The 15675-nt window shown below is 39.6% G+C and carries 8 protein-coding genes and 1 riboswitch; of the genes, 5 read left to right on the plus strand and 3 right to left on the minus strand.

The annotated features are described in order from the left end of the window. The first annotated feature begins 416 nt into the window (after positions 1-416). Positions 417-836, plus strand: a complete 420-nt coding sequence (locus tag M5U24_RS06205) for an NUMOD1 domain-containing DNA-binding protein (protein ID WP_298201861.1) — start codon at positions 417-419, stop codon at positions 834-836. Between the two features lie 595 nt (positions 837-1431). Here M5U24_RS06205 and M5U24_RS06210 read toward each other — a convergent pair. Next, positions 1432-2769, minus strand: a complete 1338-nt coding sequence (locus tag M5U24_RS06210) for an ATP-binding protein (protein ID WP_298201863.1) — start codon at positions 2767-2769, stop codon at positions 1432-1434. Between the two features lie 630 nt (positions 2770-3399). Between M5U24_RS06210 and M5U24_RS06215 the strand changes: the two genes are divergently transcribed. From M5U24_RS06215 to M5U24_RS06230, 4 genes are all read left to right on the plus strand, one after another. Next, positions 3400-4683 carry an ATP-binding protein gene (locus tag M5U24_RS06215; protein ID WP_164995198.1) on the plus strand — a complete coding sequence of 428 codons (1284 nt, stop codon included), beginning with the start codon at positions 3400-3402 and terminating at the stop codon, positions 4681-4683. Positions 4684-4883: 200 nt separating this feature from the next. Continuing rightward, positions 4884-6257 carry a sigma-54 dependent transcriptional regulator gene (locus M5U24_RS06220; RefSeq protein WP_164995199.1) on the plus strand — a complete coding sequence of 458 codons (1374 nt, stop codon included), beginning with the start codon at positions 4884-4886 and terminating at the stop codon, positions 6255-6257. A gap of 825 nt (positions 6258-7082) precedes the next feature. Beyond that, positions 7083-8042: an SDR family NAD(P)-dependent oxidoreductase gene (locus tag M5U24_RS06225; RefSeq protein ID WP_298201866.1), complete on the plus strand. Its 960-nt coding sequence runs from the start codon at positions 7083-7085 to the stop codon at positions 8040-8042. A gap of 313 nt (positions 8043-8355) precedes the next feature. Next, positions 8356-9003 (plus strand): nucleotidyltransferase family protein, encoded by a 648-nt coding sequence (locus M5U24_RS06230; RefSeq protein WP_298201868.1) that lies wholly within the window; start codon positions 8356-8358, stop codon positions 9001-9003. A gap of 625 nt (positions 9004-9628) precedes the next feature. Here M5U24_RS06230 and M5U24_RS06235 read toward each other — a convergent pair. Beyond that, positions 9629-10633, minus strand: coding sequence for a LamG domain-containing protein (locus M5U24_RS06235; RefSeq protein WP_298201871.1), 1005 nt, complete (start codon positions 10631-10633; stop codon positions 9629-9631). A 170-nt stretch (positions 10634-10803) separates the two neighbouring features. Continuing rightward, on the minus strand, positions 10804-15372 hold the full coding sequence (locus M5U24_RS06240; protein WP_298201873.1) for a LamG-like jellyroll fold domain-containing protein: 4569 nt from the start codon (positions 15370-15372) through the stop codon (positions 10804-10806). A gap of 195 nt (positions 15373-15567) precedes the next feature. Beyond that, positions 15568-15650: riboswitch (cyclic di-GMP riboswitch) on the minus strand. Positions 15651-15675: the final 25 nt, after the last annotated feature.

Consider the following 15675-nt stretch of genomic DNA (forward strand, 5'->3'; position numbering starts at 1 on the left):
ATTGCACTTAAAAAACCGGTTAATAAGCCGCATTTTGTTCATCTTCCCGCTTTATTTTGAAAAATACTCTTTATGTTGCAATATGTTAAGACACTTCCTCCCTTTTTTGCAATTCTTGCGCAGACACTATGACGAAAGACACAGTTTCAGGCATTGCCCACCAATTTAAAAAAAAATTTCCCCTGTAAAATATAACTATTAAAACAACCTATATCCTTTTATTCATCATAAACAACATTTGGCATAATAATTGTTAATTGTATAGTTGTCATTCGTACACGTTTGGTTGTTTGAAAAATAATAGTTACAAATTGTTACGTTTATTGCCTGATTTTGTTTGCTAAGAGCGGTAGTGTTTTTAAAAGTATCTCTACTTACAGGGTAATCTCATAAACCTTTTAAATCTGAATAAGCCTATGGAAACAAAAAAAGTAAAACAAATTGATTTAACAAGCGGCATGGTAATGAATATATTTTCTTCTGTCACAGAGGCATCAAAACTTACAGGGGTAAGCAAGGCAACTATAAGTTATTGTATAAACAGAAAAAAGGACTCTGGCAGGGGCTTTATATGGGAATCATTGCAAGACGAAGAAGGTATAACGAATCGCTCGTTAATTATTATGAATGAAGAATGGGAAAATAAGCTGCTTAGCAGAAAATATCATAGAATCAAAAATATGTATAAGAACGCGAAGATTCGCCACTGCCTTCTCTGCAACGCAAAATTTATTAGTATTGATACCTATAACCGAAGATGTGATAAATGCAACAGTAATGTTGAACATTCAAAAGATTCACACTTTGTTTACAAACATGAACCTCTGATTTCTTAAGCATATACCCGATTCCTCAAAATACCATTATAGTCTTGCAGGCATCTCCAGGGGAGGATTCAGGTTTGCAAACCTGAACCCGCCTGAAGTCAAACAAATCGTAACACTTTAGTTTTTTGAAAAATTCCCAGGATAGAAAAAATACCATGTAGCCCTGTTAGGGGCGGTCTGTTTGTAGCGCAATAAAATTCAATAAGGTAAATAGCTCCGTAGGAGCGGCCTGTCCGTATTCAGGTAGACCTGTTTATATGGATTTACAAGAGACAGGTCGCTCCTAATTGCAGAGACAGGTTTCAAACCTGTCTCTACGATCTGTTATAATATCCTATTTTGCTACAAACAGGCCGCTCCTACGGAGCTTATAGGTAGTACATTTTTCAAAAAACTAAAGTGTTACAACAAATCTGATTTTAGAAAATTAGGTTAGGTTTTTAAAAGACAAACGCCCAACGGCACTCATTTTTACCCACCACCTACCCCTCCCAAAAGGGGAATTTGATAAGTCCCCTCTTGGGAGGGGATTGAGGGGTGGGTTATTCATTGCTTAACTAAAAAGATTGAAATGTCTAAACATAGATTTATTTGGACTATATCATTATTCATCTTCCAACGGGAGTGTTATTCTAAAGGCAGTTCCTTTCCCAACTATGCTTTCCACCTCAATTGTACCGTTATGCATCTGTACTATTTTATTCGCCAGGCTCAGTCCCGTACCTGGCCCGCTTTTATTTTTAAATTTGCTGAAAAAAGGATCAAATATCTTTGGGAGAAAGTCTTTCTCAATACCTGACCCTGAATCTTTTATAAGAATTTCCACCACCTTTTTTTCTTCAAGAAAACCGGTTTCTATCGTAATTGTCCCCGCCCTTTGAAGTTCCGGAGTGGCGGACATCCCGTGTAATTCTTCTATAGCCATGAACGCATTGTTAATTATGTTTGTTATTACTAATTCAATTTGTTTCGCGTCAATTAGCATAGTGGGAACGGCAGGATTCCCGGCATAGAATATATCGATTTTCTTCTTGTTTGCCTGATACTCGTAAAGATCTATTACCCCTTTTATCAGATCATTCATTTTGTGTCTTGTTTTTACCGGTTCTCTCTGACTTACGAAAGCTACCAGGCTTTTAATGAGGTTCTTACACTGCATGGACACATTCGTTGTGTCTTCCAGATATTCCACTATACTCATTCCTTTTTTGCTTACGTCATCAATCGTTTTCCGTAATTCTTCAAAGCTGGCGCACAATTCGGCGATAGTACCATTCAGCCTGTCATTTATTCTTTTATCACCGGAAAGGCAATTCTCATTTATCATTTGTCGCAGTCTTTGCAATGTGTCACTCATAGCAGAAAACTTTGCTTCGGTAACAATGCTTATTCTTAAAAATTGAGGGAAAAGCCTTTTCACTTCCTTTACACAAATAAAAACAACCCCAAATGAGTTGTTAATTTTATGGACAAAATTTACGAGCGTCTTTTTTAAATAATTTACAGTATACACAGTTTTTTTTGTTGTTTCGTTAATAGCATCAAATATCACAAGGCTACCGGTAATTTTTTCATTCTGATATATTAGATACGCCGTGTATTCAAAGGCAATGTGGCTGCCATCCGCACGCAAAAATAAATCATTCGCTCCATGTATCTCCCGTCCTTGTTTTTGCGCCTGATATATCCGGCATTTTTCAACAGGAATATCGTTGCCCTCTTCATCGGTGAAATGAATTAAGTCATACATCTTCTTTCCCAACATTTGTCCATTCTCTTCATAACAAAGGGCTTTGAGACAGGCAGCATTCACAAAATCACAAACACCCTCATTGTTTACGCTAAACATTGGTTTGCCAATGGCATTAACCATTGCAAAAAAACGATTCTCCTCTTCTTTCGCCTGCCTCGTATTTTGCACTGCATCGGGTTCTTTTTTCAAAGGTAGCACTCCGTTCTTTATTTCTTCTCCTGATCTTTTTTAGTACTATTTCAGATGGACGCTTAATTTTAGTTACACCATATTATCAATGCAATACATTTATAGCTAAAAACATTTATTTTTCGTAAAATTGTAAGACTTTAGTTCTATGAAAACAAATGCTAGTTCCCAAGCCGGAGCCTGACAACAAGCGTTAATGCTTCACCCCTGTTTAATAACTTCACAACTTCATAATCCGGAATTCCTTGTTCAACATTCGTTATTCATTCTGATGTCGGATGTCCTGGGAAAACAGGAACTTCTGACATTGCACAATCAAATTAATCCGTAATTTTAACTTAGCGTTTATGTGCTCTATACACCCTTTAGTATCAGTCCATTTTGGGGTATTTACACAGAGGCAAATATTATTGTATATTATTAAGAGTGAATATTATTTCATAACCACCTCTTAATCATATCCTTCGTAAGAAGGAGAAAAGAGAGTAAATTCAATCACAACCGTTTAACGAACTACTTAAAAAGGAGAAACGTTTAAGGGAAATGGGGCTTTTATTATAAAAGAACATTACCTGTTATAAAATTCCTTTACAATAAGGAAAGGAATCCTACTATAGAAAGGAATATAGCATGAGACTAAAACGAAGCGATATCGAAACATCACAAAACAAGTTTGCGCATATCATAAATAAAAACCCAAACCCTGTTTTACAAATAACAAAAGAGGGTGTCATAACCTATGCCAATAAAGCAGGATTATGGTTTTTAAATTTCTGGAACAGACAGATAAATGAATATGTTCCTGCGCAATTTAACAAGGTGATTATGGATGTTTTCAATACCAATTCATACAAAGTAATAGAATCAGAATATGGCACAAACGTATTCTCATTGACTTTTGTGCCAATCACAAAGGAAGGACTCATAAACATATATATAACAAACATTAACGCGCAGAAACAACTGCAGGAAAAAACAACACAGTTGGAAAAACTAAATATTTTAAGCATGATGTCCTCAGAAATAGCGCATGAAATCAACACGCCAATAGGCGCATTCAGCCTATGCGCCCAGGAAAGCATGAAATATTTTGATAAGATTGCTATTACACTAAATCATTTGGAAATGCAGATTGATTCCATTTCCAGGACTATGAATGAATTACGAACGTTTACAGTCTCAAATAGCGGAGATATGACGCATAGTCAGATGCATGACAAATTTACACAAAGTATGAATAATTTGGAAGGCTGCGAAAAAGAATTTAAAAGAGAACTGCAAGCTATGAAAAGCAGTGAATCTCATTTGCGCGAATACCTAGAAAATTCTATAAAAGAGTCTCTTCATTGCAAAGAAGCGGTTAATAATTTACTTAATTTTGCGAATCAGGTAGCGCTGTACAAAAAAAAATACTGTATAAATGCTTTAATAACGGACGTAACAGTCTCTCTCTACCGAATGTTTAATGAAAGTAAAATCGATATCGTTTTTAATCTCTCAGATAATCTTCCTAATGTCTTAATAGATATCTGCAAAATGGAGTTGGTTTTCGCTAATATTTTTTACAATGCCATTTATGCTATAAAAGCGTTAACGGAAGAACCTGTGCACATTAGTAATCATGTTAAAGGCACAATAACCATAGAAACACGTATGAGTACAAATAAAGACGAAATAGAAATCTCCATAAGCGACACCGGAGTGTATATTCATAAAAATAATCTGAAAAAAATATTTACACCCTTTTTTACACAAAAAGCGGAAACTGAAAGACCAATTATTGGCTTAGGCATCGCAGGCAAAATAATCAGGATGCATAATGGTGTTATTGCGGCGGAAAGTGAACAAGAAACGGGGACAACATTCAAGATATTTTTGCCGTTAAAAGAAAAGATATCTAAACAATATATATAATACCGAGGAGGTTAGACTGACAAACAAAAGCGGTGATTATGTTTTCATCAATACAAAGAGGTGTATTTGTAATACGCCCCTACAAAATTACCACATTAGCGCAGACTATTTGGCATTAATCTTGCGGTAGAGTATGATTCGTATTTATTCCTAATCTATTCTTTGAATGGTTTATCGTTTTAAACAGGGAAAAAATATCTATGGATAAAGCACGCGTTTTGATTGTTGAAGATGAGGACATTTACCGAAAAATACTCTGCAATACTTTGAGGGAACATGGTATCGAGGTACAGGCAACCGACTCTGGAGAAGAGGCGTGGGAGCTTATCAAACAGCAAAGATTCCCGGTTATCATATCAGATATCAGGCTTTCCGGGAATATCAGCGGGATGGACCTGCTGAGAGATGCAAAGGAATTATATGACCCTTCGATATTAATGATCACTGCTTTTGGTGAAATAGAGATGGCCGTTGAGGCAATGAGACTGGGCGCTTTCAGCTATATCACAAAACCTTTCGAAGTAGAAGATATATTGGCAAATCTAGACCGCATGATGCTACAGCAAAGAAGCATTTCCGACCATCTCCTGCCTTCCAACGTTGAGGAATTAAGCCAGCGTACAGGCATAATCGGCAATTCAAAAAAGATGTGCGATCTGGTGAATATAGCGTTAAAAGCGGCGCGCAGCGACGCCACCATATTAATAACAGGTGAAAGCGGCACAGGGAAAGAACTTATCGCCAAGGCGATTTATATGAACAGTAGCCGAAAAAACAAGGAATTTGTTGCGATAAATTGCGCAACACTCACCGATGAATTTCTGGAGAGCGCCTTGTTCGGGCATGTGAAAGGTTCATATACCGGCGCTATGAAAGACAAGATAGGGTTATTTGAAAAGGCGGACGGCGGGACGCTCTTTATGGATGAAGTGGGCGATACCTCAAAATCGATTCAGGCAAAAATATTGCGTGTGTTGCAGGAAGGTGAATTTATCCCACTGGGAAGCACCGACACAAAAAAGGCAAACGTGCGTATCATTGCAGCCACAAACAAGGACTTGTTGCAATCTGTAGAAAAAAACGAATTCCGCGAAGACTTGTATTATCGCCTGAATGTAATAAATATAGCGATGCCGCCGTTACGGGAGAGAAAATCGGATATACCCCTCCTGATAAACCACTTTATCAAAAAGAACAACGTCAAATTAAATAAAAAAGTTATACGGATTGCCCCGGAAATAGAGGAGATTTTGATGGATTACGACTGGCCGGGGAATGTACGTGAACTGGAAAATGTGATTGAAAGGACAATGGTTTTATGTTCCGGCAATAAGCTAGCGAAAAAACATCTGCCCGGATGCGTTTTACCGCAAAAAGGGGATATCCCCCCTATCACCATCGCCCCGGGCACGTCCTGGAAGGAGGCGGAAAAGGAACTTATCATGAAAACCCTTCAGTTAACCCGTGGCAACAAACAGGAAGCCGCAAAGATGCTGGGAATATCCCTCAGAAAGATTGAGTACCGGGTGAAAGAATGGGGGATTGCCTGTGCTTCAAAGACAAATGGCACTTAAGTTCTCTTTACAAAACATTTCTGTTGTAAGCATCAACCAATAGTATTTTCCGCCATCCCACAAAACCGCAATAAATGCGGTAACAATGTATTCTCTCAACCTTCTTCGGTATTAATCCTTTGCTTCATTAATATGCAATACATTGTTTTAACGATTCATTTCGAACAAATCAGTAATCATGCAAATTTTGCGTCAAAATTAATGAATGTAATTTGTTGCATCTCAAATTGTTGCATTATAAAACTTAACGAACCATATCATGCCCGTTTAGGTATCGTGCAGATTAAATAATTTGTAACACTTCCGTATTTTAAAACTGGAAATTGTCCTTTGTAGTGCGACGAGGTTCGTTTCGCTACATGAATTTTGTAGGTTTAAAATCAAGTGAGGAACTAACAGCAACCGTTTATAGCAAATGCTTCGTCCCCTACATTATGCGGCAAGCAGTGATACAAGAAATATCCCTCACTTCACGGGATTGCACACAATCGCGCAAATTTTGCAGAAGAATGCTTTTCTGGAATCATATATCTTAAGCATTCATCTATCGTCCGTCGTCCGTCGTCCGTCGTCTATACAACCCTGACAGGGTTCCAAACCCTGTCAGGGTTAGCACTACTGTAACGTTTCATTAAAACATGACGGAAGTCACAAAAAATCTGGAGTGCACCAATAATATTTCCCGGAATGGAATTAGAATATCCGATACAGGCTCTTTGGTCTTTGTTTTGCTATCAATAAAACATCATGCGACTGCGCAAGACAATTGTGATTATGAATTACCTTGTACGTTAATAAGGACAACAAATAGAAAAAGGGGATGGTATGAAAATACTTGTAACAGGCGGTGCGGGCTTTATTGGATCTAATCTGGTAGACCAGTTAATTGAAGAGGGACATCGCGTAGCTGTTGTAGACGATCTTTCTACAGGAAAAGAAGAAAACATACATAAGAAAGCAGAGTTTTATAATATTGATATTTGTGACGCAAAAAGCCTGGAAGAAGTTTTTAAACAAATAAAACCGGAAATAGTAAATCATCATGCCGCGCATGCGAACGTGCGGAAGTCGGTAGAAACGCCTGTTTATGACGCGAATATCAATATACTTGGTTCATTGAACCTGTGCCAGTTATCAAATAAATATCGGGTTAAGAAATTTATCTACGCATCTACCGGAGGCGCTGTTTACGGAGAGCCGAAACAATTGCCTGCAAATGAAGCCACTCCGCCGGAACCTTTATCGCACTATGGGGTAAGCAAGCATACCGTTGAACATTATTTGCATGTTTTCCATAAATTATACGACCTGAACGTTACCATTTTAAGATATCCAAATGTATACGGACCACGGCAGTCTCCGCATGGAGAGGCGGGCGTTGTCGCAATCTTTAGCGAACTAATGCTCCAAAATAAACAACCCACAATTTTTGGCGATGGTTCAAAGACAAGAGATTACGTTTATGTGGATGACATTGTAAAAGCGAACATTGCGGTTTTAGGGGATATCGGAAACGGAGAAATTTATAATCTTGGATGGGGCAAGGAAATCTCTGATATGGAAGTATTCCTTGCGGTGAGAAGGGCATTACGCAAAGACATAGAACCCATACTAGGACAAAAACGTCACGGAGAAGTTGATCATATTAGCCTTGACCATTCAAAGGCGCGGAGAGAAATAAAATGGTCGCCGGAAGTCACCTTTGAAGAAGGCGTTAAAAAAGCAACCCAATATTATGCGAAACTTGCAAAAGCAGAAGAATTGTGCGGCGCGGCTAAGATTTAAAAGGCGGGAAGTAAAGAGGGATAGTGATAAAATAATGCTTCTTCCACGTAGTAGAAAGAAGCGATTGCTTCGTTTCGGGCAAAGTGACACTTCACCCTAAATTTCAACCAAAGAACTTCAGGTGGGCTCAGGTTGCAAAACCTCCCTGAAAATCTGTGCAATCTGTGGTTCCACCTTTCGTATTTCGTATTTCGTGCTTGTTTGGTTCCGGTATCTTCTGATACGTACGGTGGGATAACAAAATAAAAATATTTGATATAAGAATATGCTAGCTGAAGACAAACTTCTTTTCATTTGTACGAGACAAAACTTTTTGGATACACACAAGAAAAATGTTCTTGATTTGTGCAATAGGGAAAAGATCGACTGGGAAAGAGTGTATACTACGGCAAGACTCCATAGCGTTGCTCCCTTGATCTATTTAAACTTGCAAAAATGCTCTGAAAACGGCAGTATCATTCCACATAATGATGATGTAGCAAATAAGTTTAAGCTCTATCTCTATACCAGGAAAGTTTTAGAAAATAAATGGGAAGAAACATTGAAAGATGAATTAGCTTTTTTTCATCAAAGATTCATTGATGTCATGCTCATAAAGGGGGTAGCATTAAATGCGCTTATATACACGCATCCGTGGCTCGTCAATAAGAATGATCTTGATATAATAATACGACCGGGAAAAGAGACATTAACAACTAACGAAGAAAATGAAATAAGAAAGTACATTCATAGTATTAGATTAAAGGGGATTGAGTGTGGTTATTTCAGCCACCATGATATTCATTGCGCAGAAACACTGCCCATAGATTTTGTGGATATTTGGAGTAATGCAAAAAGATTCATTTTATGGGATATAGCGTATATGTTATGTCCCCGGAAGACATGCTCATCGTCGCATGTATTAATTCCAAGCGCAAAAGGTTTTTCCGGCTTAAATCACTATTTGATATTGCAGAAATAATTAATTTTTACCCTGATTTGAATTGGGAAGTTTTTAAAGGGGGGAAAAAAAAACTTTTTTTTTTTTTTTTTTTTTTTGTCTTTTTTTTTTAAAAAAAAAAAGGGGGGGGTTTCCTTTTTCTTTTTTTTTTTGGGGGGGGGGGGGTTTTTTTTTTTTTAATATTAAATTTATTTTTTTTTTTTTTTTTTTTTTTTTTCTTTCTTTTTTTTTTTTTTTTTTTTTTTAAATTAAAATAAAAAAAAAAAAAAAAAAAAAAATTTTTTGTTTTTTTTTTTTGTTTTTGTGTCGTGTCTTTTCCGGGGCTCGGGGGGGGGGGGGGGTTTGGGGTGGGGGGGGGGGGGGTTTAAAAAAAAAAAAAAAAAAAAAAATTCAACATAATATATTTAAACTACCAAAACACGATCTACTGATTTTATTTTGAGAAACCGGCGTTTCCCTAACCTGCGTGTTCCCAAACGCCAGTTTGGGAACACGCAGGTGTTTGATGGTAGTGTTTACACTGAATAGTTATGTAAAAGATACCCCTCCTTTGAAGTTTTTCATCATTTTTTCTTCTTTGCATCCTTTGCACCTTTGAGGTAAAGAGAGAACTTGATATTTCCTGCGAATCTCACCAACATCAATTTCAATTTACACCATTCGTATATAAATTTTGTATTTCCTGGTCGCTTAAGGCTCTGTTGTATATACCGGTTTCGTCGATTAGACCAATAAAATCGTAGGGGGTATCACCATTGCCATGCCTCCCAATAAACAGGTTGTTCCCTTTTGTATAGGTAATTGTACCCGTACTTGAGCTGCTTGCCTTAGACACCCCATCCACATATACCTGCAAGGCTGTACTGGTTTTTTGTACCACGATATGATGCCACGTTCCATTCAATACATTGACACCTATAGTCTTGGTGCTTATCCACTTGAAACCGTTGTAATAGAAAAACTTTATGTTCCCATCTTCCTCAACCCTCAGGGCATAGCTATCTCCCATGGACACCACCTCCGCTCCATTTGTGTCTGTAGCGCTAGTTTTGATCCACGCCGCTATTGCAACCTCTGTTGAAGGCTTTAGTCCTGAAGAGGGGTTCGTTTTGACAACATAGGCATTCCCGTTAAAACTCAACGCTCCCCCGCTCTTCCCAGTCGTCCATGCAGCACCACTTATATCACCATCGTTGTTATTGCCGGAGGAATCGCTTGCAACCATCCCGCTCCCTTCATCAAATCTGTAGAAGGCTTGTGAATTGCTGGTAGTGTTTTGCGTAGTAAATACATTATATAAGTCCTGCACTTCCTGATCACTTAAGGCTCGGTTATAGATGCCGGCTTCGTCGATCAGACCTATAAAATCGTAGACGGTATCACCATTGTTGGCATTGCCATTTGCGGTCTTTCCATGGCGCCACTTCTGGCACAAGATATTATTGGGGCCTACTAAGTTTTGTGTGGGTAAAATTTCAAAAATCATGTAAAAAAGGGTTACTATTTTACGCCTAAGATACACGAGGCTTTCATGCCATTGACGTTCAATCATTTTTACAAATTGGTTACATGGTTTAAGCATTGACCATAGAAGCCGGGATTTTCCGTTGATAAAGAATCGTTCGGCGCTGCTGGTACTTTTGGAATCCAAGGACTTCGCAGATGATACTTTCAAGAGTTAAGCCACTTTAGCATAGCATGTCTATTTCACCAGGCGAATAAAAAACGACTATTGCCCTTCGGCAATAGTCGTTTCCTTAAAAAGGGCTGCGAGACACGTTTCGTCTCTATTACGACGCACAATGCTTACCCTATGTGAAATTAATTGCCGTTATATACGTTCAGCATCTCCTGATCACTCAATGCCCGATTGTAAACCCGAACCTCATCGACTTTCCCATCCATATTGCCATAATTAAAAGTTAATGCCCCTATAGCCATATATGATGCATATGTATACGGCACTATGGTATTCCCCGCAGGATGTGTTTGTGTATCAACGAGTTGCCCATCTACATATAATTTCTGTTCACCCGTGGTTTTGTTGTAAGTGCCGGCAACGTGATACCACTTGCCAGTCGAAGTGACCAAATCCTTGGTAGCGTTCTTTTGCGTTTTCGTACCTCCGGATGTTTTACTGGTTACTATAAATCGTATGGTATCTCTCGAACCACTATACTGATTGAAATACAATCCATATCCTTCTACTTTATCCCAGGACCAACCGCCCAAAATGGTATCCGGCTCTGCCGTATCTACTGAATTTCTATAAAACCACGCAGAAACCGATATCTCGTCATGGTTTAAAGGAGGAATCGATACATAATTACTTGTACCGTTAAAACTCAAGGCCCCACCATTTTTTCCTGTTGTCCATGCAGCTCCGGTAATTGTCCCATTCTTGTTATTTCCTGAGGTATCAGTAGCAATCGTTCCGCTTCCATCATCAAATGCATAAAAAGCCTGCAATCCGCTGGATGTACTTGTTGATGGCGTGCCGCTTGATGTTGTAAAGGACATTTTACTCCCATATGTCGTACCAGCACTGTTCTGCGCCGCTATCCTGTAATAATAAGTCTTTCCTGCCGGCAATCCACTTATACCAATGCTTACCGTTGTACCTTTCGACCCACTCGCACTCTGCGTTGATGATTTACTACCATAAGATCCGCTGGTCTCACCATACTCGAACCATGACGTTGTGGATAACCCTCCGGCGTTCACCGTTCCATTCAATGTGGCTGAATTCGTTGTTACATCGGTTGCTGACCCCGTCGTTACCGTAGGGGTGGTATTGGCAGTAGAGGTTGATGACGGCGGCGGCAATTTCCACGTGCCTGCAAAGGAGCTTATATAAACATAGCTATTGTCAGGTCTTACCGTTATGTTTGAGATACCAAACATTGTCCCAAAAGTATTTTGGGTTATATTTGTCCATGTCTCTCCACCGTCTAAGGACCGGAACAAGCCATTTGCCATACCCTTCCAGTTTGCCCTTGTGCCTGTATAAACAACATTTGCGTTATTGGGGTCTGTTGCTACTGTCAGCACATTTAGTTCCCCAAACTGGTCTGATTCAATACCATTCGCGTTATTTTTTAACACTACCGTTCCACCATTGGCATAAGTGTCGTTTATTATATAAATCCCTTTTCCCCCTACTGCTGCATAAATTCGGTTTTCATCTGTAGGGCTTACGGAGATCTGACTTATATAATATCCAGACGGAAGGTTTAATGAAGGATAATACGATGCCGATAACCATGAGGCTCCTCCATTGGTAGATTTATAGATAGTACTTCCGCTATATGAATAAACTATGTTTCCATCCCCCCTAAATACACTAGCAACTGTCTTGCTAAGCGTCGTATAATTGTTATTTGTTTGTATATTGGTAAATTTATACTTTCCTGCATATACAATGTTGTTGTTCTGTGGATGAAAAGAAATGAGTTTAAAAGTAGCGGTTGTGCTTTCAATTTTAGTCCAATTTGTTCCTGAGTTCCTTGATATAGCTATCACTTGTTCATTAGTGCTATCGTCATTTGTAGCGCCAACTGCTTCAATAATAATATTCCCATACATTGCTACCGCAGCAGTTGCGTACCGATTATTATGGCTAACAGTGGCTTTTAATGCGAAGGTATCTTCGTTATCCTCCGTAAGCGTACTCCCCCAATCACCTTGGGAGAAAACCGCTCGATTATAGTTGGTCGAATCCCAACCAATAGGCGTGGAACATTCCTGGTCACCCACCGCTGACCCTGTATAACCTGTATTAGAATATTTCCATGTAACACCGCCATCAGTAGTTTTCTTAACCTGATTACCCCATCCAATTGTCAATGCGATATTTTGATTTGTTGGATGAAAACTGATAGGCGAGTAGTCATTATCAACACCTGAGAGATTAGAAGTCCAGCCAAATACGGAGCCGGCCACCCATCCGTCTGCGTTTGATTCATCCATATTGGTTGTCTTTGTCCAGTTTGCCCCTCCATCGCTGGTGTGATACACATAATTGCCAAATAAACCCCTAAAAGTAATTATTAGCTTGCTGGAATTAACCGGACTCATTGCTATGTATCTGGCTTGTCCGCCAGAACCAAGGGGTGTTGATAAACCGTTGTTTCTTGCGCTGAAATTAAGCCCGCCATCGGTAGAGCGATATACGCCTTTTGAATTAGCAGCAACATACATTGTGCTTGGCGTAGTAGAATCAATCACCAGTTGATATACTGCGCCTGAAGGTAGTCCTGTTCCTATCTTGGAGACAGTCGCAGAGCCACCACTATCCACAATCTTATACAATCCATTAGAAGCAGATACATATAAAATGGTGTTATCCGTAGGATGAGCTGCTATATTATTAAGATTCAAGGTATCAAGAATCTTCCCGCCGCCAGATGTAGTTAAGAAATTCCACGTAGTTCCACCATTCGTTGATTTTAAAATACCGGTTTTCATTGGCGCTGCATATATATTGTTTCCGGCAAAAGCTATATGAACACCATCTGAACGGGTAATTCTGTTGAAATTTGCACTCTTTACCAATTTCCAGTTATTTCCACCATCTGCGGTTCTGAATATACCCTGTACAACATCGGCAAATGGCGTCCAACTGCCCGCGTTTCCATTCATGCCGGTGATATAGGCAATATCTGCATTTTTTGGGTCAAAAACTACAGAAGTACCACCGGTTGCCCCGAATCCATTCGCTTTTCTCTGCCAACTTGTACCCCCATCAGTACTCTTCCAAACCTGACTGGTATCGGTAACAAAATATGCCATGTTCGGATTAGAGGGGGCATAGGCAATCCCCAATATCATCTGCTGCCCCTCACCCCCAGCAAGCCCCGCAGTCTTCTGGGCTTGCGTTCTTTTTGCTACCTGCTGCCATGTCTGTGTGCTACTGCTCGATTGTTTAGAGGTTATGGCTTTTGTCCTCTTTTTTGACGATACACTGTTGCGGGACCCACTGGCAGGATAGTACTCAACCAACGTCGTATGCGTCAACTCACTGCCGTTTACTGTTTCATCCGAAGCCTCCAAACCCGATGTCCCGTCTGTATCTGTACCTGACCCGGTCTCTACTGGTGGCCAGGTACCTTCTGCCGATACGGTAAAGATGTATCCTTTCCCTATGTTATCTTTACTCTTTAAACTTATCTCGTTACCAACAATGCCGACATCGGCACTCCCATCCCCTGACTCAATAAAATAACCGTCAGTGCGCTGCACCGAGGTTGCCGTCTCACCTGCATTAAGCGTTATAACCCCAGACAGCGTTAAAAACACTGCAAATAATTTCCCTGTTTTTGGATGACGTGAATACATGACATCACTACCCGCATAACTATTTGTACTCTGATAAACGCTGCCATCCCATGACCGTTCACTGAGCGGCACATTATTAAGATTATCCCAGTTGGGTAAACACCGTATGAGTTTAAGTCGGGGAGAAACCTCGGTAATACTCTTAAAACCCGATATATCTCCTGTGTCGCCAAACCGCCCAAACCAATTATACCAGGCGCCGTTAATGCCCGCCTTGGCAGCAAAAAGACGATTCCTATATTCATCTGCTTCGCTTGTTTGGGAGTTGCCTACCTTGTCTTTTGTAATATTTACCCCGGCATTAAAATTATTGGCATCATCTACATAATTTGTATTTTGTGAGCTTTTCTGGCTTAGCATGTCCGGCGTTAGCTCATCTTTGTCTGCACGGACTTTTATCTGATTTATCCATTCATCATTGTCCGCCTCACTATAGAGTAACGTTGGCTGAGCAATCCATTTCGGATGCGTAAATTCCTGAGAAAGCCTTACCCTTAATTCCTTGTAAAATGCCGCCATTCCCTCTGAATACGTTGCATACTCATGGGTAATGGCGTCATGCACCAAACCCAAATCCGCCCCTGTCCAATAAGACAAACCTACAGATATGTTATTCCCCGTTTCGTCTAATCTGTAGAATTCACCCGCAAGCTTCGGCTCATCAATTATATATCCATCAAAGGTGAATGGCAAACCTGTATCCTCATAACTCTTTGCCAGGCTAATAATATTTTCAACTACCTCATCAATAACCGCCTGTTGCTGAAAATCCCACATTACGTAAAATTGCTCTGAAGACCCGCCAGAGTGATAACCTGTCGCCAGATTGTAAGGAAACGGCTCATGGCTTTTCCATACCATACGCTGATTATAAAATTCCTTTGCTTCCTCTGAAACAGGTTTCGTAATGTCTATCGCCCTGCTATACCCGGATAAAATCTGTGGATACCACTGTGGGTTGATTAGATAATAATTAAGGCCTGTGCAATTGGGATTATTGTGATAGTCTTTCACTTCTGATGATGGGTTTATAGCAATAGAATCATACCCCATCTGCCTTGCATAGCTGATGTCCTCAGATGGTTTATCATTCCAAACAGTGCCATAAATATTCTGATATGCTTTTTCTTCCGCAAAATTCTCTTCGCTGAAAAGAAATACATGCGCAAATATTAAAAAGAAAATACTTACTCTGCTGAATCTTAAAGCTTCATTGCTATTGCTCCTAATAAAAGATTAACTAACAAACATGGCGACCTGGCGAGCTTCGGTATTTCCGAAGCCCCATGGCTTTGCGCCCCAACCTCACGATTGGTTTGCCTTTTTCACATCTGCTATCTCTTACCAGGAGTTAGC

It is taken from the genome of Candidatus Kuenenia sp. (genome assembly GCF_027493735.1).
In the GTDB taxonomy this organism is placed as follows: domain Bacteria; phylum Planctomycetota; class Brocadiia; order Brocadiales; family Brocadiaceae; genus Kuenenia; species Kuenenia stuttgartiensis_A.